Origin of the sequence: Saccharopolyspora soli (genome assembly GCF_022678645.1) — a bacterium.
GTDB lineage: Bacteria > Actinomycetota > Actinomycetes > Mycobacteriales > Pseudonocardiaceae > Saccharopolyspora > Saccharopolyspora soli.
On record NZ_JALBWV010000086.1, the window covers coordinates 1 to 19,263 of the forward strand.

The 19,263-nt window shown below is 64.2% G+C and carries 15 protein-coding genes and 1 pseudogene; 9 read left to right on the forward strand and 7 right to left on the reverse strand.

Annotated features, from left to right (window positions below):
* Positions 1 to 76 precede the first annotated feature (76 nt).
* Positions 77 to 637 (reverse strand): annotated as a pseudogene (locus MOQ72_RS39025) (transposase); the annotation flags it as partial.
* A gap of 2,367 nt (positions 638 to 3,004) precedes the next feature.
* On the opposite strand from MOQ72_RS39025, the gene MOQ72_RS39030 reads away from it, so the two are divergent.
* The gene (locus MOQ72_RS39030) at positions 3,005 to 3,898 is read left to right on the forward strand and encodes a DUF4365 domain-containing protein (protein ID WP_242191005.1); all 894 of its coding nucleotides are present in this window, start codon (positions 3,005 to 3,007) and stop codon (positions 3,896 to 3,898) included.
* An 876-nt stretch (positions 3,899 to 4,774) separates the two neighbouring features.
* Here the strand turns inward: MOQ72_RS39030 and MOQ72_RS39035 are convergent.
* Complete coding sequence (locus tag MOQ72_RS39035) at positions 4,775 to 5,380, reverse strand: TetR/AcrR family transcriptional regulator (RefSeq protein ID WP_242191006.1); 606 nt, start codon at positions 5,378 to 5,380, stop codon at positions 4,775 to 4,777.
* 93 nt (positions 5,381 to 5,473) lie between these two features.
* On the opposite strand from MOQ72_RS39035, the gene MOQ72_RS39040 reads away from it, so the two are divergent.
* The 5 genes from MOQ72_RS39040 (at position 5,474) to MOQ72_RS44935 (ending at position 10,269) form a co-directional block, all read left to right on the forward strand.
* The gene (locus MOQ72_RS39040) at positions 5,474 to 6,103 is read left to right on the forward strand and encodes an LUD domain-containing protein (RefSeq protein ID WP_242191007.1); all 630 of its coding nucleotides are present in this window, start codon (positions 5,474 to 5,476) and stop codon (positions 6,101 to 6,103) included.
* 117 nt (positions 6,104 to 6,220) lie between these two features.
* Entirely contained in the window at positions 6,221 to 7,063 is an 843-nt protein-coding gene (locus tag MOQ72_RS46095; RefSeq protein ID WP_504981679.1) for a DoxX family protein, read from the forward strand.
* A gap of 213 nt (positions 7,064 to 7,276) precedes the next feature.
* Entirely contained in the window at positions 7,277 to 8,227 is a 951-nt protein-coding gene (locus tag MOQ72_RS39055; RefSeq protein WP_242191008.1) for an NADP-dependent oxidoreductase, read from the forward strand.
* A gap of 1,257 nt (positions 8,228 to 9,484) precedes the next feature.
* Entirely contained in the window at positions 9,485 to 10,009 is a 525-nt protein-coding gene (locus MOQ72_RS39060) for a hypothetical protein (protein WP_242191009.1), read from the forward strand.
* A 128-nt stretch (positions 10,010 to 10,137) separates the two neighbouring features.
* Positions 10,138 to 10,269: a hypothetical protein gene (locus MOQ72_RS44935; RefSeq protein WP_277955343.1), complete on the forward strand. Its 132-nt coding sequence runs from the start codon at positions 10,138 to 10,140 to the stop codon at positions 10,267 to 10,269.
* 349 nt (positions 10,270 to 10,618) lie between these two features.
* Here MOQ72_RS44935 and MOQ72_RS39065 read toward each other — a convergent pair whose 3' ends face one another.
* The gene (locus MOQ72_RS39065) at positions 10,619 to 10,954 is read right to left on the reverse strand and encodes a hypothetical protein (RefSeq protein WP_242191010.1); all 336 of its coding nucleotides are present in this window, start codon (positions 10,952 to 10,954) and stop codon (positions 10,619 to 10,621) included.
* 420 nt (positions 10,955 to 11,374) lie between these two features.
* The gene (locus MOQ72_RS39070) at positions 11,375 to 11,842 is read right to left on the reverse strand and encodes a MarR family transcriptional regulator (protein WP_242191011.1); all 468 of its coding nucleotides are present in this window, start codon (positions 11,840 to 11,842) and stop codon (positions 11,375 to 11,377) included.
* A gap of 118 nt (positions 11,843 to 11,960) precedes the next feature.
* Here MOQ72_RS39070 and MOQ72_RS39075 point away from each other — a divergent pair, with 118 nt between their 5' ends.
* On the forward strand, positions 11,961 to 13,166 hold the full coding sequence (locus MOQ72_RS39075) for a PP2C family protein-serine/threonine phosphatase (RefSeq protein WP_242191012.1): 1,206 nt from the start codon (positions 11,961 to 11,963) through the stop codon (positions 13,164 to 13,166).
* A gap of 117 nt (positions 13,167 to 13,283) precedes the next feature.
* Here MOQ72_RS39075 and MOQ72_RS39080 read toward each other — a convergent pair whose 3' ends face one another.
* Positions 13,284 to 13,589, reverse strand: coding sequence for a hypothetical protein (locus tag MOQ72_RS39080; protein ID WP_242191013.1), 306 nt, complete (start codon positions 13,587 to 13,589; stop codon positions 13,284 to 13,286).
* 1,670 nt (positions 13,590 to 15,259) lie between these two features.
* Between MOQ72_RS39080 and MOQ72_RS39090 the strand changes: the two genes are divergently transcribed.
* Together MOQ72_RS39090 and MOQ72_RS39095 are read left to right on the forward strand one after the other, a co-directional pair.
* Entirely contained in the window at positions 15,260 to 15,715 is a 456-nt protein-coding gene (locus tag MOQ72_RS39090) for an STAS domain-containing protein (protein WP_242191014.1), read from the forward strand.
* Between the two features lie 366 nt (positions 15,716 to 16,081).
* Complete coding sequence (locus MOQ72_RS39095; RefSeq protein WP_242191015.1) at positions 16,082 to 16,273, forward strand: DUF397 domain-containing protein; 192 nt, start codon at positions 16,082 to 16,084, stop codon at positions 16,271 to 16,273.
* A gap of 203 nt (positions 16,274 to 16,476) precedes the next feature.
* Here MOQ72_RS39095 and MOQ72_RS39100 read toward each other — a convergent pair whose 3' ends face one another.
* Positions 16,477 to 16,959, reverse strand: a complete 483-nt coding sequence (locus MOQ72_RS39100) for an FHA domain-containing protein (RefSeq protein ID WP_242191016.1) — start codon at positions 16,957 to 16,959, stop codon at positions 16,477 to 16,479.
* Between the two features lie 252 nt (positions 16,960 to 17,211).
* A complete protein-coding gene (locus tag MOQ72_RS39105; RefSeq protein WP_242191017.1) occupies positions 17,212 to 19,239 on the reverse strand; it encodes a hypothetical protein in 2,028 nt (675 codons plus the stop codon).
* Between the last annotated feature and the right edge of the window lie 24 nt (positions 19,240 to 19,263).

The window sequence follows — 19,263 nt, forward strand, 5'->3', positions numbered from 1 at the left end:
CCGAGCGAACCTCGACCTCCTCCGAAAACGCGTGCTCCTCCAAACGAACTGACATTCACGGAGACTGCGCCAGAGCCCGGATCTTGACGTGGATCGCGTCGATGAAGGCCACAGGATAGATCCGGTCGAGTGGCCGGTTGGACCACTCGGTCATCTCCTCGATCACCTTGTCGGTAATCCGCGAGATGGTGTCTTTGGAGACGGTCGCCCCGTAGACGTCGGCGAAATGGGCTGCGATCTCGCCGGTGGTCAGGCCCTTGGCCGACAGGGACAACACAATCTCGTCGATCCCAGTCAGACGGCGTTGACGCTTTTTCACGATCTGCGGTTCGAACGAGGAGTTCGTGTCCCGGGGCACCTCGATCTCGACCGGGCCGATCTCGGTGAACACCGTCTTCGATCGGGTGCCGTTGCGGGAGTTGCCACTCCCACGACCAGCAGCCTCGTGCTTGTCATAGCCCAGATGCTCGGTCATCTCGGCGTCCAGGGCGGTCTCGAGCACGTTCTTGGTCAGCTGGTTGAGCAGCCCATTCGGACCAACCAGCTCCACGCCCTGGGCCTTGGCCTGCGCCAGAAGCTGTTCGGCCAACCGCTGCTGATCCACCTCATCGGTCACAGGCTCCAGTGTTTCGGCCATCATCGATCCTTCCCGCCAAGCAGCCTGCCCGGCGTGTCAGACCAAGACCAGATCCACCGTTGATCAGACAGTCCCCACCGATCCGAATCCATGCCCCGGTGGTGCGCAGCCACGCTTGCGTGTTGGTGTTCGTCGGCCGTGACGCGACCTGTTGGCCACTGGTCATGTGTCCTCGGCGGCGCCTTTCCGGTGGTCGTTTCGTGACGTGGTGGGGTCGCCGTTAGGGAATGGGTCGGTTTGGTACCAAGGTTGGTGGTGGGGCGGGCATTTCGTTTTGAGCCACGTGATGTTGCGGTGGGCCTCGGCTTCGGTGTCGAAGCCGATGCGGCCGTGGAGTTCACCATGGACGAAGTAGGAGACCAGCCACGCGACAGCGGTCCGTTCCAGAAGGATCTCGTATTGGGGTAGCGGGTTCCAATCCGAGGATCCAGCGCACCACCGGGCTACTCGCTGGCGGGCCACGTTCTCACTGCCTCGGACGACACACCGAGCGAATCGCGTGCCCTACGGTCAAGCGTGCTCCGATAGTGGCCCACCCGAAGGTGATCACTGTCGTCCAGGCCGCGACCATGTCCCGTCTCCTGATTCACGCTTGTGTTGTGGGTTTGTCCGGGGCGGGTCATCGCCGATCGACGGGCGGGCCCGTGGGGGTGCGGCCCCTTCCGTCCCGGACAAACCTTTTGCCGGTCTCCCGGCACGCCCGATCGTGGACACTTCGTGGGCAGCACAGCAGAGCACAACGTCCCGCCAGGAGATGTCGAGGCGGCAGGTCGATCAGTGATCTGCGTGAAGGCGTATCGATTTCACGGTTTCCGGGTTGGGTAGCGGGAGCTGGCCCACTGGACGGTGGCGAGTGCTTCCAGGGCGATCGCGGCACGGAGCCCTCCCGCTGTGCTTGCCCGACGGCGAGAGATCCGGACGCCGCTGGTGTGGTTCGCCGCTGCGTCTCGCGTCTGGTCGTCTCGGAACACACAACCCCCTTCTGTTGCGAGGGTGGGCGACCCCCCGTCGGTCGCCCACCCTCCCCTGAATCCTGGTGAGACCCCCGATGTCTCACCAGGCTCACGAACCCCTGTTACCGCAGGTCAGCGGGCACGCTCAAGTGCGACGGTCCAGGTTACCGACCAGTACATCAAGGGAGTAAAAACGTTAAAATCAGGCTCCCAAGGTGGCGCCTGCCATGCATGGACGACGTAAATGCCCCGCGTCGTTCAGGCACGGATGCCAGGGGCACCGTCGCTCGCCGGACCGCCCGCGCTGCCGAGGTGACGTGGCCCGCCGTGCTCGCGCTCGCCACACGGATCGCACCCCAGGCGGCCGGGCTGGGCCGCCTGGGGTGCCGTACTGGTCGTCACCGGGCTGTTCGACCGCACCTTCCATGCCGGTTTCGACCAAGCCGCCATCGACCTCGCCCGTCGGCGCGGCGCCGACTTTGCCACGACGTTCGTCGCGGAAACCTACGGCGACCTGCACCTGTTCAGCTACCTGTCCTTCACGATCCTCCTCGGCTGGATCGTGCTTGCGATCGGAGCCTGGCGCAGTGGCGCGCTCCGCACCGCGCAGTGCATTGGGTTGGCGGCGGCATCGCTCATGCCGCTCGGCGTTCTGAAAGGCACAACTATCCCGTCGATCGCCGGTGCAACCGGACTGTGCGTCGCACTGGTGCCCATCGGGATCAGGCTGTCGTGTTCCGGACCCCGGCCGAGAGCCCGCGCGCGGGCTCTCGGCGGACAGCGCCCACGGACTCGCCGAGCCCGGAAACCAACTCTCCGAGGAATCAGAAGGGAAGATCGGATGCACCAAATCTGCAGGCCAAAGCCTGTGTGCATCCTGCACGTGCCCTCGGTGCGACTCGAACGCACATTGGACGGATTTTGAGTCGGCTGCACGGCGTTGCTCTAGTGAATTCCCTGGTCATCGCGGGTGTGATTTGACTCTCAGATCGCTTTGTGGGCATGTTCGGCGACAGTTCATGCCCAAACTCATGCCCAAAGCGTTTAGTGTGGACTGAGTGTGTCCTGGTCTAGTGGTTGCGTTTTTGATACCACTGCCGCCCTACTTTCAACTGGCTCAGATATCCGAGACGTGTCTCCGCTGCCTTAGCGCAGTACACCAGGTCTCTTACCTGGAACCATTGGCGAGAAGCTGCCGTTTTACGAGATCTGGCCCGTAACCGAACCGGACTGAGGCACGATCAAGTAGTGGTGGCGGCCGTAGCGAAACGGCTGTGGTCCGAGGGCTCGCAACGGCGTCGCAGGGGCCGTTCGTTGCGAGGCGCGCGCCTGGCGGGCTTTGTATGTGAGGGCACGGCAGCCGCTGCGTCGTGCCCGCCGTGCGAGGTAGTTCATATGGACTTCGGAGGAATCCATGGGCAGGGTGCCGAATCCCAAAGGGCGCAAGGCCGAACGGGCGGCAATAAACGCAGTGGTGAGCTTGTTCGAGCGGCATGGCCACATCGTTCACCGGATTGAGTCAGGAAATGATGTAGGAGAGGATCTCCTATTAAGTTTTGTAGAAGACGATGAAACTACCGGAGACACGATCGCTATACAGGTTAAAGGTGGCGTCTCTTACCGGGCGTCTGGCGGATACCGTGTCCGCGTGGGGGGAAATGAAAAATCTTGGCTTACGACAAACGTCCCGGTCGTATGTATTGTCTTTGATACGGAAGAGGAAAATCTTTACTGGTGCAATGCTTCAAGACAGTTGCGTGATAGCCCTGGTGCTAGGAAGGGAGTTAAGGAAGGAAAGAAGCGCTCCGTCCAGGTCTCGAAAGAGTCCATTCTAAACGATGAATCTATACGATCTTTTGGGCTGAAAATGTGCGGATACATCCACGATGTTAGTATCGCGCACGTATTGGGAAAGATTTCTGGAATAAAATTTGATACCACGGACTACCTGTCCTATTTTGTCAACCAAGCCGGGGAGCAGTTGATCTTTCATCAGGAGCGCGGCGTTCCTTATGCGACGCTGTTGCATGAGGACTTTGACTGGGATCCTGTTGACTTTTTCCCGGACGAGATCACCGGAGAGCAGCGCGCACGGGCAATGGGGGTGTCAACGCTAGAGGATATGGCTAGGTTGACTGGATATAAGATTCCCGAAGGGTTAGCCGATGACGCGCTAAATATGAGCGCTGCGGAAATGCTGGACAAGATGCCAGTAGTTGGTGGCCGACTCATCGTCGACAAGAACGAGATGTCCTGGCTTGAATCTTGTGCCGAGGGAAGCAAATTTTGGAGACCTGAATCCAGGTAGCCTTCTCCACTTTCTGGCATGGGGTGATTGTATTTGCTGGTTGTAGTTAAGCTCCCAAACGGCCGGGACATCCAGGTAGATTTCCTCGCGATAGCTGTATCCGTCGTGCAAATAATGATCAACCATTTCTGTTTGTGGATGAAAACCGCCCCGATACCGACGCTGCCCGCCGCACACTCCAAAACCAAGATCAAGAAAGAGCCCGAAAACCTGGTTGGTTTGGCAAAGGCCCGCGCGGCCGACGGGTAGCCGGGTTTGCTGGTGTCCGCGCTTACTCCTTGGGCGGTGAGCGTTGCCCGCACATCGCCGTGGCCGGTGATCAGCCACGGCTGGCTGCGGTCCCAGATCGTCACCCGGGACACCGGATGCTCCCGTGACCTCCGACTGAGTTCTGACGGCGGGTCGAAAGGACAACCGCCGCGCGGCATCGGAAACTCGGGTGCAGGGGAGAGGTCGTCGGACACCAATACCTCCTGTGCTTCGGTCGGGCATGGCGGATCGGTGAACTGGATTTCCCGCGTGGCTAGCCGACTGTGTCCGCCGATAAAGGACTGTTGAACCGGCGGAGTTCTCAGGGTTGCCGGGTAGAAGCATGCGGCGTCGGTACGCCACACCAGTGACCCAGGACCGCCTAATCGGACTTACTCGCCGCTAGATCGAGTTTCAAACCTCCGGCCAGAACCTGCACCGACCTGCGGGATTCCTAAGCCACCGACCGCGCTACGCCGTGATGCGAGCACCGAAGCAAGCGCGAACAGTCGAAAACCCAAGCATGGCAAGAAAAGAAGGTGGGGCAACCTGGGCACACAGGGCTTATCCAGAGTGGAGCCCAGCGGGAACAACTTCCCACCATCGGGAATCCACCGGGTCATGGTGTCAGTGGTCAAACAGGCGGTGCACGAGATCTTGCCAGGCATCCGCGAGTCGGTTCGCCTGACGATCGACATGCTGGAGGTCATCCGCTGGCAAGTAAAGCAGGAGAGGGCCTTCCAGCGCCGCGGTGAGCTGGACGGCGAGCATGTCGGTGTCCGCGTCCCGCAACGCCAGTTGGGCGAGCAGCATTCTGATGTGAACCTGCGAGGTCCGCGAACCGGCCGCGACGGGTTGGCGGCTGTCCAATGAGGATCGCGCGATGGCATGGTTGTCCAGCAAAAATCTCGCCCTGGCTCGACCATACGCAACAAGACGTTCGAGCGGCGGAGCACCGGGGCCGAGTGGAGGCGGGCCGGACAGCACCTGTTCCTGGAACGCATGCTCGGTGTCGTCGAGCAGAGCTTGGAAGATCCCGGCTCTGGTTCCGAACCGGCGGAACACCGTGCCCTTGCCCAGCCCGGAACGTTCGGCCAACGCGTCCATGGTCAGCGCGTCGGCGCCCAGTTCGGCGAGCATCTCGTGCGCTGTGGCCAGCAGCAGCACGCGGTTACGTGCCGCGTCAGCACGCTCCGCGGGCGGGGTGCCCCAGGGCAGGAGATGTCGATCCACGTGCCCACTCTACCCAGGATGACACAACCGGGGTAAAGTCCGGTTGTGTCGGTGACGAGACCCCGACTCCGTCCCTACGAGCAAGGAGCAGTTGTGACCACGACCGAAGCATCGGACCGCTACACCACGTTGCCCGATGGGCAAACCCTCGCCGATACCGTCGTTGCCCTGCAGGACCACGGGTTCAGCGTTCACGTCGTAGACGATCTCTACGCCGCGCGCCAGGCGGTTCTCGACCGCATCCCGCCCGGCGCGTCAGTGATGACCAACACCTCGGTGACCCTGGATGAGACCGGCATCACCGAGGCGATCAACGGGGAGGGCAGCGCGTACGACTCGGCGCGCAACCAGCTGCTCGCCCTCGATTTCGCCACCCAGGCGCAGGAGATGAAGGCGATCGGCGGCCAGCCCGACTACGCCCTGGGCAGCGTGCACGCCATCACCCGCGACGGGACCGTGCTCATCGCTTCGGCCTCGGGCAGCCAGCTCGCAGCGTACGCATGGGGCGCCGCGAACGTCATCTTCGTCGTTGGCGCCCAGAAGATCGTGCCCACTGTGGACATTGGGAGGACTCGGATCCGCGAGCACAGCCTCAAGCTGGAGGACGCTCGCGCTCAGGCCGCGTACGGACAGCACAGCAGGATCGGCAAGATCATGGAGATCCACCAGGAACTGCCGGACCGCATCCACATCGTGCTGATCCGCCAGGCCGTCGGTTTCTGACGAGCATTTACCGGTCACCGTCCTGGCTTGGCGGCCGGATGCGAACCGGCTGTGGTTCCCAGCTCGTTCGCGGATCTCGCGCACGATCAGGGAAGAACATTCGGTGAACATCTTCCTGTGGATAGTCACCGGCTTGCTGGCGGGTGTCCTCGCCAGCGGAGTCATGAATCCGCAACGCAGCAAAAGCGCAACTTGCCGACGCTGGGCAGGGCTGGGTTGAGCCGTTTCCCTCTCGGCGACGATCAAGCTCATCGGAGTTCTGGAAGTCGCCGCGGCTACGGCCTGATACTGCCGTATTGGCTCGACATCGCACCGGTTCCCGCCCCACTCGCAGCCGTCGGGCTGATGGTCAGCATGGCAGGCGCGGCGATAACGCACGCGCGGCGCGGGGAATGCACGAATGTCACGGTCAACGCCGTGCTGTCGTCCTCGCCGTCATTGTGGTGTGGGGACGGTTCGGCCCATACGCCTTCTGACCGCGGCACCTACCTGCCCGAGGAGCGAGAGCCGGCTGGCCGAGGTGACCTCACTTCCCTCTGTGGAACGGAGACAACTATGACAAGAACACGGATGACCATGTCCAAAATCGCCGGTGTGACAGCAACTGCGATCCTCGCCATCGGCTTGGCGGCCAGCCCGGCATCGGCAACGGCGAAGACCGGTCCCGACACCCGTTACAACGGCGAGCCCATCTGCGTCGCTGGCGCCGCGTGCTTCTACGAAGGGTTCAATGCCCCCTATCTGAACTTCTTCCAGGGGCGGACCGCGTGGTACGCCAAGCTCACTGACGAGTGCACCACTTTGCCGTTCGGTGCTTGGGGCTTGTTCAACCTCAGCGAAACAGTTCTCGTCTACTCCACCACCAACTGCTCCGGCACGCCCATGGTGACCGCGCCCGACAACAATTGGTACAGCTGGCAGAACCGCCAGGCGGCATACAGCTTCCGGCCGGCAAACTGAATCTCACGATTCCGGTCCTGACCGGCGGGCGTATCCCGTCGCCAGGACCGGAATGCGGCAGACGGGCATCGATTTTCGCCGCGGCTCATTTCAGTCTTGCGTGATAACAAAGGGATCTTTGATGCACTTGTTTTCTCCGGTGCCGTTCGATGTGTTCGTCGGTCGCCCTGAGTTGGCAAACCACCCAGCACTCGTGAACTGACAGGGGACATGATGACTGACGAGGTGTGGGCTGTCGCCGCGACCAAGTGGGGCGGCCCTGAAGCGATCGACGTGGTCTCGGTGCCGTCCCGGCCGCCCGGCCATGGCGAAGTGGTGATCGCTGTCCGGGCGACCGCGATCAGCCCGTTCGATCTCAAACGCGTCCAGGGGACGGTGACCTACGAGGGAACGACGCTGCCGCTGCGACTCGGTAACGAAGCCGCAGGCGTCATCACCCAGACGGGGACAGACCCCATCGGATTCGAAGGCACGCCGCTGAGCGTCGGCCACGAGGTCTTCGGTCATTGGCTTTCAGGGGCGCAGGCAAGCGAACTCACCGTGCCCGCCGACATGTTGCTGCGCAAACCGGCGGCGCTCGGCTTTGCCGAGGCAGCGGGTTTGCTGGGCAGCGCCACGACCGCGGTGCACACCCTTGAAGCCGCCCGGGTCCGGCAGGGTGATGTCGTCCTTGTACACGGTGTCAGTGGAGCGGTGGGTGGCATGGTGGCTCAGCTTGCCCTCCTGCGTGGCGCGCGGGTAATCGGCACCGCTGCGCCCTCCCGGCACGCGACACTGCGTGCCGCGGGTGTGGAACCGGTCGCCTATGGCGAGGGTCTGGCCGAACGCGTGGCCGCGGCCACCCCCGCGGGAGTGTCCGCCGCGATCGACACCGCGGGTACGGACGAAGCGCTTGAGGTGTCGATCGCGTTGGTCCGGACACCGAGTCGCATTGTGACGATCGCGAACTATCAGGCCGTCCTCGCGGCGGGCGGACAGGCACTCGGACCTGGCCCTGAGACAGAGCGTATTCGCGTCGCTGCTCGGCTTGAGCTGACACGCCTTGCCGCGTCCGGGCAACTGAAGGTCCACATTGCTGGTGAGTACCCGCTCGAACAGGCGCGCACCGCTTACACCGTTCTCGCGGACGGTCACGCGGGCGGCAAGCTCGTTCTCCTGCCGTAACCTGGGCGCCAACCGGATGTTGGTCAGCGAGCGATAGCGGCCGGCCCACCGCTGCAATCCCGCGCAGACCCCGCCCCACCCAGGACGGACACACCCGCACCTACCAGTTGGCCGGGCTCCTGCACTGCCGCCCGATGCCACCACCGAATGGACGCGCACCGGGTCCACGCCCCCGGCAACCGCTGCACCACATCATCGCCTCGATTGGCAATCCTGGCTCTCAGCTCAAGGCCGATATCGACAAGTTCCGAGCCCACAACCAGTAGGCCCGGCTCTGAGGTAAGGCCCGGCCGGGTCCGTCCGAAGTGGAATGGGCTCAATATCCGGGATCCCTGACGAGTGCCGCTGCTCTTGAGGTCGGCGACGAACCGAACCAGCGGACTGTGGCAGGGATCCCGGGATGTCTCAGAGGCACGTCAGGAATCCGCGAACCCGATGCCTTTTCGTCGGTGGCGTGGTTGTGCTGCTCCTGCTATCGATTGCCGTGCGGTGGATCGACGGCGTGCCCACCCGGCTAGGGCCAGTAGCGCACCGCACACCATGATGGCCACCATCCACCAGGAGAACTCCGAAAACAGGCTCAGCCCGGAGGTCACCACCAGGGCCATCCCGAAGAGGATGACGAGCCCGTCGAGTGTCCGATCGGAGCGTCGAATCCGGTTGTGGTCCATATCCTCTACGGTACGGATACGGGCTCGGCCCGGGCCGGGGTGCGACCCTCCGTATCGCGGAGCCGAAACGCATCGTCGGGAACGAGGGCACGGCAGTTGATGTCGGCGAGAGCGGTAGGGACGATGACCACGATGTCTCGCATGCTGCGGACTCCGCCTCTCTCCGGTCGCGGGAGATAAACAAGGCCGACCAGCACCGGCCGAGGCTCGGGGAAGGTCTGCACCAGCATCTCGTGCATGCCTTCACCATGGTCGAACGCAGTTCAACATGTGGTACGGGTGGTCACGATCACCAGTGTCTACGGCGGCAACACCGAGGCCGGCTCGCTCGGTCTGGTCGTTGAGCGCGAGGTCGGCAGGTGCCGTGAGGGCGGACCGTCCCTCACCGTTGTGCCACCACCGAACCAGGGGTGAGACGGAAGGTCCCCGTGTCTGTCGAGACGCACACGCTCCCGTCGAGCACGTGGACGATCTTTGCGTAGTCGAACACCATTCGACAGATGGGCGCAGTGCGCACGCTCTCGACCGCAGCCAGCGGTGGCGACCACCGCCCGAGCAGACTCCGCCTCCCGACTTCCACCGGGACGTGGACATCGAGATTAAGCAGCAGGACTCGCACAACCTGATCAGCGTTCACCACATTGCCAGCGACAACAACATCGGCAACGTCGCTGCCGCGGGCAATGCCGTCGGTGGCTCGACCGACCGCGTCGACAACCTGTCGCTGGACCACACCATTGGCCAGGCTGGCGAGACCGTGGAGACCGTCCTGCCTACCGCCGGCGAGGTCGTCGGCCAGGTGCACGGCATCGTGGCGAATGTCCCGGTCGCGGACGTTGTTGCGGGCGAGGTCGGCAGCATTGCCAGCGAGGTCCCCGTGGTCAGTGACGTCGCAGACGACTTGCCGATCTACGACCCTGAGATTGGCACATCGGTAGATGATGCGGCATTCGCCGTCCCGGCGGCACACGACCTGACGGGGGAGGACGTCACCGGCGCCCTGCTGACTCCGGCGGAACTGCCAGTGGCGGGCCCGATCGCCGGCGAAGACGCCATCCAGCAGGTCACAGGCGGGTCCGCCGCGGCCCTTCCGGTGGACGGCTTGTTCTGACTTCACCGTCACCCTGATACCGGGTCCGCGAAAACTCGTGGTCCCGGCACTCACTTCCGGCGGCAGTGCAAGGAACTGGCCGCCAGCGCCCATGGCTCGCAAGTCCGAAGCAACTTCACGTCCTGGGCATGTGCAACGAGGAGGCGGGGCTCGACCACCGGACGGACGGCCGGGGCGGCAGCCTGTTGACAGTCGTCCGAGGGAGCGTGATCAGCGCCAACGTGCTCGGCGGTGGTGTATGGCCGACGGCACCAGCGTGATCAGCAGGCGGCGGACATCGGGTAGAGTGGAGTGATCAGGCCTTCGGATCCGACGCCGATTCCCCTTTTCCGGCAAGGGCGTTGGTTGTTGGGAGCCATGCCAGTGCGAGCATGGACGGGACAGTTCGTCAGAATCGACGAAGGACCGTGCCACGACACATGGTTGTCACATGGCAAGCAAGACTTTCCAGTCAGTCGCGTACAGCACCGATGAACGTGGCGTCGCGTCACGTCGGCATGGCACGGGCGATCGCGTCAGGACAATACGAGCTACAGATTGTCACGGACAGCATGCTGAGCCAGTACGACCACGGGCGCATCAGGCGTTACCGACTTTCCTGGCGACGTTTCAGGATCCGAGGCACTCCACGAACGTGAGCAGTGAGCCGAAGAAGTCGATGGGGGCGCGGAGCACTGCCTTGACGCCATCGTCGAGAGCATAAAGAAAGCCGTTGATGCCGCCTGCGGCGTTGGCGGGATCATTCGCGATGAAGATCGCGCTTACGACGACAGCAATGACAAACAAGGCGAGGACAAGAACGAGGCCATGGAGCCAGAGGCGAACCTTCGTGCGTTCCATAGTGGAGTCGGGACTGGCCTCGCGAGCGATCACAGTCATCGGCGAGGAAACCGGAAGCTGTCCCGAGACGAGCACGCGCCAGATCGCCATGGTGCCGCTGACCACCTGCGAAACTCACCGAGTTCGCGGCCCGAACCGGCGGAGACGTTACCGAGGAGAACACCCGCTTGCATGGGCGAGGGCGGCGTGATCGCCTGGCCGCCTCCACCTAATGAACCCTGTTGGTGCTGATCGACCACGAAATACGGGCATCCCCGTCCGGGCCAAGCAGCCCATCGGGGATCACGCTCTCCGGCCGGAGCGCCTAGGACGGTCAAGTTTGTTCCCGCGCCCGTGATCGGCCGGTAGGTGGGCCCGAGGGCTGATGCAAGGCCCGCCCTGGCTGCCTCAGCCCGACGCTTGTACTTTACTTGTCCTAGGTCAAGGAAGGCGGGAGGGAGAAGATGGTCACAGTCGTGCATCTCGGGTGGATGAATGCCGCAGGCGGGCTCATCGGCTGCACACCGAGTTGTGCGGAGGTGGCGGTCATGCGAGTTCTTCGTCCGGCAGGCCGAGCTCCGTCGCGGCCGCGTAGAAGGCGCTCAGGCCGGTGAGCAGCGCGCTGCGGCTTCGTGGAGTCATGGCGCTCAGCACCTGCTTGAGGTCGGCTTGGCGTTCCCGCCGGAACTGGCGGAGCAGGCGGCGGCCGTCCTTGGACAGCTGGAGCATGACCTCGCGTCGGTCATCGGCGCCGGCGACGCGGTCGAGGAGCCCGGCGGCTTGGAGCCGATCGCAGAGCCGACTCGTCACGGATGGGATCGAGCCCAGCTCGTCGGCGAGGCTCATGAGGTTGATGGAGCCGTGCCGATCCACCACGACGAGCGCCCGCAGCTGCGAGGGTGAAACTTTGGGCTTGATGCGTTCGGCACTGCGTCCCCAGACGACCATGAGCACCCCCACGCTGGCCTCGAGGTCATCGAGGGCTTCGGAGGATAGGGAGTCAGGTTTGTGCACCAGGGCAGTCCTCCTCGCCGGGTGTATCAAGTCCGTGTACATGCGGTTCCAGACGTATTCTGTCACGTCAGGACCCAAGATCGTCCGCACTTGAGCGGGCCTAGGTGAAGCCGGAGAAATGGTGACCGTCCCCACACGTCTGGAGTCCATCGATTGCGCGTTGCGGAACGCGCCGGCTCACGAGTTGCCGGAAAAGCTCGTAACGGCCCTGGGCCACTACTTCGGAGTCGCAGGGCTGGAGATCTACCTAGTCGACCTGCGTCTTGCGGTTCTAGAGCCGGTGCTCGAGCCCGAGGGGCCCGGTATTCCCCTGGTGGCGACCTTGGAAGGACGCGTCTTCTGCGACCAGGTGCATGTCCAGCAGCCGCTTGATCACGAGGTTGCGTTGCATCTGCCACTGACGGTGCGGGGCGATCGATTGGGCGTCCTGTGGTTGCGGATACCAGAGGCTCCGGACGAAGCGACACGAGAGGAACTGGCGGCCGCAGCCGAACTCGCGGCACACGCGATCATGCTCGCTGAGGTGGCGACCGACCGGTATCAGCGAGCACGACGCCCCCAGCGGTTGACACTCGCTGCCGAGATGCAATGGCAGCTGCTGCCGGTGCGTTCCGTGGACTGCGCCTCCTATCGGCTTGCCGGCCAGCTCGAACCCGCCTATGCAGTCCGGGGTGACAACTTCGACTGGGCCCAGGACATCGACTCGCTGACCGTCGCAGTCACTAATGGGATGGGAGAAAGCACGACCGCGGCCATGCTGACCACGTTGGCGATCACAGCGCTGCGCAACGCACGGCGCAGCGGAGCCAATCTCGCCACCCAGGCCGCCCTCGCCGATCAGGCCATCTGGGCACATCATGCGGGAACGCAGCATGTCTCGACCCTGCTGATGCAGATCGACCTCAACACAGGCGAAGTCGGCGTCATCGACGCGGGCTCGCCGCGACTGTGGCGCGTTCGCGAAGAGGGAATCGAGCAGATCGAATTGGACGCCCAACTCCCACTCGGCATGGTCGATGGCACGGATTACGACGCGCAGCACTTCCAGCTCGAACCGGGTGATCGGCTTTTCGTGCTCACTGATGGCATCTATGACGCCGTGCTCGCCGACCGCAATTACAGCACCGCCGCACTTCGTCGAGCACTGCACACCAGTCTCCGACTGTCCCCCGCCGAGGCGGTGCGATCGCTGCTCAGCGACCTTCGGGCTTTCCTCCAGGACAGCGACCTGGACGACGACGCCGTGGCGGTGTGCGTCGACTGGATCGGGCCCCACGACGGTGAGCACTCTGCGGCGGAAGAGCGGAGCTGGATTCTGCTCTGACGCCCCAGGTCCGGAATCGGGCGGTGACGGGGCAGCGCACTCGAGGACGCACGGGAAGCCACAGGACAACCAGCCGCATAGACCGGCTGGCAACATGCTGCCAGAAAGCCGAGGTCGTCAGGGAACTCCGAACTCAACTGCGGCCGTGGGATCACGCTCCCACACCACGTGCTCCACGTCGAACCAGGGTATGCCGGAGGCGTCGTCGGTGACCGCATGGCCTTCGAGCGACTGCACGGTGATGTGCAGGTCGATTGCGGCCACGTGCCCCCAGCCTTCCGGGCAAGCAATGGGGATCTCGAAAGGTTCATGCTTGGTGATCAGGTGGCGCAGGATCCGTGTGGTGGCCACCATTTTTCCTGGCGCTTTGCGGTTGGTGGCGTGCCCGAACAGCACTCCGTAGTAGCCTACCGTCACGGTCATCTCTGGAGGTCCGCTGACGTACTTCGCGGTGATTTGACATCCACCACCACTTGAGGGCGCCGGAGTGAGTTCCCACCTCGGGGCCTCCTCACCGTGTCGTGCGTCTTTGGCCAGTTCCGCCGAGCGGTTGGCGGCGGCAGCGGACCGCTGTGCAGCCTCAGCCGAATTCCGCCCGATTGAGACAGCCTCGGCTGCGGCTGTTGCCGATCGTTCTGCGGCACGCGCCGAACGCCGGGCAGTCCACCAGCTGAGGAGACCGACACCAAGCGCGACGCCGGCGATCACCCCGGCGAGTAGGTCGACTACGTCACCGTTCATCGGTGTCGTCCGTCCAGTTCCGCCCCGGAGACAACCTCGTCAACTACCACGACGTCGCCCGACATCGGCGGGATCTGGCGGACTGCCGGCGCCCCGCATGGCTCGCAGCGCTGGTTCACCGAATGCGGCCCGGGCTTGTCGTCGCTGAGTGGTAGCTCGAAGTGCATAAGCAGCGAGGTGCCGATCAGTACAGCCGATACACCCAACGCTGTACCGCCGGCCGCAAGCGCTGTTCTCCAGACCTGCAAAGCACGCCCCTCTGATGTTGGTGCTCCGTTGGCTCGCATATCGCCGGGCAGTGCCTGGGCGCTACGTCCTTGTGACACGAGAATCCAGTGCGGCGCGCCCTGATTCGGTCAAGCAGCCGTTCTGTCGTCACGCGGTGAGCGTTCGCGGCACCCTGAGACATGTCACGTGGGTTCTCCGGGACAGCCTTGCCTCGGGCGCGTCAACCGCACCGGCGCGTCCGAGGCATCCTGTACTTACCGCGCGAAAAACCTGGTGAGCGCCGGTCTTGAGTGGCCGCGGGCTTGACGATCTGCAGGCGTTCCCGTCGACTTTCGAGCTGCCCGGTACTCGACGCGGGTTCATTGCCGTTTGGCAACCAATATCGCTTACACCGAACCGCGCGCTGGATACTGCCGCTAGTGTGCGTCACGTGTTCATGGCGCTGCGTGCCTGTGCCAGCCAACTCAGGCTTGCTGATCGCGAGTTCGTGCGTTGGTGCTCCACCTTTCGCCGAACCGCTGCAGATTCCACGTTGAAGCGGCTCGCAACGTCGGCTGACCACAGCAAGCTGTGGTTCACCGTGGCCGCCGTTCTCGCGACGAAGAAGGGCCCAGCGCGGCGAGCAGCGCTGCGTGGCATCGCCGCCATCGCCGCATCAAGTGCGGTGACGAACCTCGCGGCCAAGCCCCTGCTGCCGCGCCGCCGCGCACCTACGTCCAAGAAGAGCGAAACAGCCTCCGCGTCGAGGTGTAGAGCCAGCCCGTCGCACTCGCCTGCGATGGCGAGGTCCACACCACGGGCCAGACCTTCACCTTCACCGCCCGCGACGACGCCTTGCGCGTGTACCGCCCCGACGATTCATCCGGCCACCCCTCTCCGGAGCCTTGATGGAGCGACTAGAGCGCACGAATCGCTTGCCCTATGACACCGGTCGTTGCATGCGCGACGACGTGGCGGAGACCGAGAACTATCTGCACGCACTTGCTTGCCATGCGACAAGTACTCTATAAGATTACGTAGTTCAACTCGATCACGTTGAGCACCTTGCGCGCGATGGTGCTCGAAGGCCACGACGGTTGGTGGCGGGCCGGGACCGCTCCGCCAGCGCACGGAAGGACCACAGGATGCCCCTCGAGCACCGGGTTCCCGGCTCCCTCGCCGACGAGGCGCCAGAGGTAGCGCTCCACGACAGCATCAGCAAAGCGCCTGCACCCAGCGTCCAAGTGTCGTTCCCACGGCCGGACACGATCGTCGTCGCCGTCAGCGCCCCCGTGGATCGCGACACGGTGGACAAGCTCGAAACCATGCTCTTCCCCCAGCCACCGTCAGCGGCGCGGTTGGTCATCGTGGATCTCACCAACATGTACGAGCTCAACGTTCCGGACCTGCAACTCCTCACCTACGCCCACATGCTGACCCAGGCCCGCGGCGGAACCCTCCGTGTTGTCGCCGCGAACCGCGCCATCCAGGAAGCGCTGCACGCTGCAGGTCTCAACGCCCTATTGGAGTGCCACGCCACGATCCAAACCGCCCTTGCGCCGACAACCACGACCACTCACGACATCCGTCGCGGCCATTGAGCCCCAGAGGCGCAGCCATCGCCTCACGGGGGAGCACGAACAAGCGGCCAACGATCGACCTCCAGCGCGACCACGACCCAGCCTTTCGGACCTACCACAGGATTTTCAATGGACCGGCAGCGCGTGCGACGAAGGCAGCCACCAGGGCCGATGGAGAAGCGCGCATCACCAAAACACACGCCTCCGGGGACGTTTCACTCGCCAACTTCGTGAATGCACGACTCCAGAATGGTAAGAGGACCAACCGAACTAGGAGATGCCTCGGCGCTGCTGGACTTCGACGCCGTCGACGGAGCCGAACGGAGCAGTTGATCAACCCCGGAGCGGTCCATTCAACTCATCCACGAGCGCATAGGAGACCTGCAGATGGAATACATCACCGACTGGCGCACCAGTACCCGCACCCAGGGGCAGGGGCGGTGCGTAGAGATCGGGTTCGGTGCAGATCGGGTCGCGATCCGCGACACCAAGGATCGGGCCGCCGGGCACCTCGCGGTCCGATCGAAGCGGTGGAGCGAGTTCGTGCGAGGAATCAAGCGCGGCGAATTCGACGTGTGAGAAGTCCTCGCAGGACGGGTTGTGCGGGGAAGAACCCTGAGATGGCCCAGCGCGCTGGCCGCGCGGCGATGCAAGATCACCGGGTCACGAGAGATCGTTTAACCGAGTTCAACTGAAATAGGTAGAGATGTTTGCGCACCCTGCAAGCGTCCGGACTCGAGTGGCAAATCGCTGCATGAGCCGTCTGTGGCACGAAGGCCTGGTCAGGTCTCTTCATCGGAAGAATCGTTGGCTCCGGCAGTGTGGAATGTCAGCTGTACGGCACCGATCCTGATCTGATCGCCGTCGTTGAGGTCAGCGACGCGTATGGTTCGGTCGTTGATGTGGGTGCCGTTGGCCGAGCTGACGTCGACAAGGGTGAAGGTGTCATCGTTGCAGTGCAGGGCGGCATGATGGCGAGAGACAGCGACGTCGCTGAGCACAACACCACAACCAGGATGCCGGCCGATCGTGACTACCTGTGTCGTGATCGGCACTTGAGATCCAGCACCAGTCCGTTCGGCGATGATCAAGTGCGCCTTCACGGGCGGGGTGGCGCGGCCACCCTGGTCGATCTCGTCCTGGCGCACCCAGTTGCGGATTGTCTGCGTGGAAGGCTCGAGCTTACGAGTCGGCTCTTCCGGCGACCGCCTGGCACGCACCTGCTCCACCATCTGACGGCGAAACTCATACGGATAGTCGGGCACTGCATGGACTCCTTTCCAGGGACCAAGCGTCCCAAGAGATCAAGGTGTCCGCCGAACCGGGGCAAGACCACAAAACCCCAGGCCGCGCCGCTGCTTGACACCTACCGATGGTCGGAGGTCCATTAACGGTTCACGGATGCCACCAGGTCGGGTGACATCCGCCCGGATCATGCAAGCGACTGGGGGACACGTCATGCCGGACCTGGCGGCCCGGGCTCCAAGATCAGAGCCACAAGAACGATAACGGGGGAGTCAGGGCTGCGGGTCCTTCGAGGCCTGCAGGCTCCCCGCAGGCAGCCGTTCGGCCCCCCAGCTGCGCTCGATGTAGCCGATGATCCTCGCGATGTCCTCGGCGGGCACGCTTTCTGGCTCCCCGCGCTCGAGCGGGTCGTGGTGGAAGATGTAGAGCCGCGAGGCGAACTGGTCGAACGGCAGTGAGGCCTCGCCGAACCGCTCGCCATTGCCTGCGGTGGATACCACGACGCCGTCGCCCCAGTCTTGGCCGCTGTCGTTGTTCGGGTTGAAGAAGTACACGCGCATGACGTCCTGTGGGTCCGGTGCGACCCGCAGGATCGTGATCGCGTGCCAGCCGACGTAGCGGGCCGCGCTGTCGGTGACGGCAATGCCTGCTGGCTGCGGATGGATTAGCGGCCGCCCGCCGTTGTAGGAGGGGTGGTAGCTCGCGTGGGCCTGCCGCAGGAACTCGTCGAGGTCGACCAGGTTGCCGGTCTCGACGTCGACGTTGATCCGGAACCCGCGGGACGCCCACCAACCGTGAAACTCGGGGTTGACCCACCTGTGCGGGTCGCCGGGCCGGTCGGCGCAGCACCGCCCCATCTCGGCGTAGATCCGGTCCAGGTGGGGCACCGCGAGCAATGAGACGGGATCCAGGTCCGTCGGCAGCGAGCTCGCGACCCCGGTCGCGCAGTCCTTGGACGAGATCCGCTGGCCCTCGAAGTGCATGATGACCTCGTCGTCACGGGCCGCCCAGACCACCATCTGCAGCAGGTAGTCCGGGTCGTTGTAGGCCCACATCGACAGCGCGCGGGCCGACTGGCACGTCGGGTTGTCGCCCTGGCCGACGCCGAGCGGCTGGCCCAGCATTGACAGCACGCCCGCGGTCAGCCGTGCCTCCGGCTCCGGCTGGTCACCGAACACCGTCGTCAACCGCTCCCGTGCGACCGGGGAGAGGTCCAGCGCCAGCTGGCGCCACAGCCCAGGTACCACCGGCGGCTCGTAGAGGATGCCGCGATCGAGCAGCAACGCCAGCCCGTAGATGCACTGCGCGGTCTGCGGGTGCACAGCCTCCTCGATCAACCGGTGCACCAGGTCGCTGTAGCGCAGCAGGCAGTTCCGGCCGGTATCGGACAACCCGAGAGCCTCACCGACGAGGTAGTCGCTCTCGTGCAACAGGAACCGCAGCAGCTCTGCGTGGTACGGCGATACCAAGCCGGTGTCGTGCATCGCCCGGGCGAACCCAGTGGCCTCGTACTGCAGGCCGCCGTTGTCCATCGCCTCCAGCCGGGAGCGGAAGACGTCGATGCCCGGGTCATCCCGGCACGCCTCGGTGGTCCCGAACAGGCTGGTGATGAGTCGGTCGATGCCCTGTCCGGACGATGCGCCCAGGTCGATGTCCGGATCGCCGCGGTAGATCGCGATCCGGGTGATCAGCAACTGCACCTGATCGACCTGGATCGGGCGCTGGCGCAGGATCCGCCAGATCTCGTCGACCAGCTTATCCAGAACGCTGTCGTAGCCGATCTCGTCGGCGAGGTGCCGGAACAAGTCCCGGATCAGGCGTGCGATGCGGCCCTGCCGGGTCCGCTCCGCCTCGCTGGGCGAGGTGAACAGCAGCTCCAGGTTCATCGCCAGAACCTGCGACAGGAACTGGCGGGCGTCCTCGGCGGAGATCGTCGGATGCGCGAACTCACCCCGGGCGACGGCGAGCATCCGCAGCTCGCTGGTCGCCTCCATCACGACGGTGTCCGCGTCTTTGCTGCGCAGCCCGGGTCCGACCAGCGACGGGATAAGGATCTCCGGGGTGGCCCAGTCGGTCTCCAGGAACAGGCCGGCTTCCTCCAGCGCCTGCGCCCGGTTTTGGACCGCCGCGGCGCCGCCCGGCTGCAGCAGCACCCGCCGCAACGCCTCCAGGACCCGCCGCAGCTTCGCGTGCTTGCCAAAGTCGCGGGTCTCGGCCATGGCCTGGATCGCGTCGTCGAGCGAGGCCACGCGCTTGTCCAGCGTCGTGGCCGCGCCCGTGACGTCGACGGTCGGTTTCAAAGGCTTCCCTCTGGTAGGTCTCCT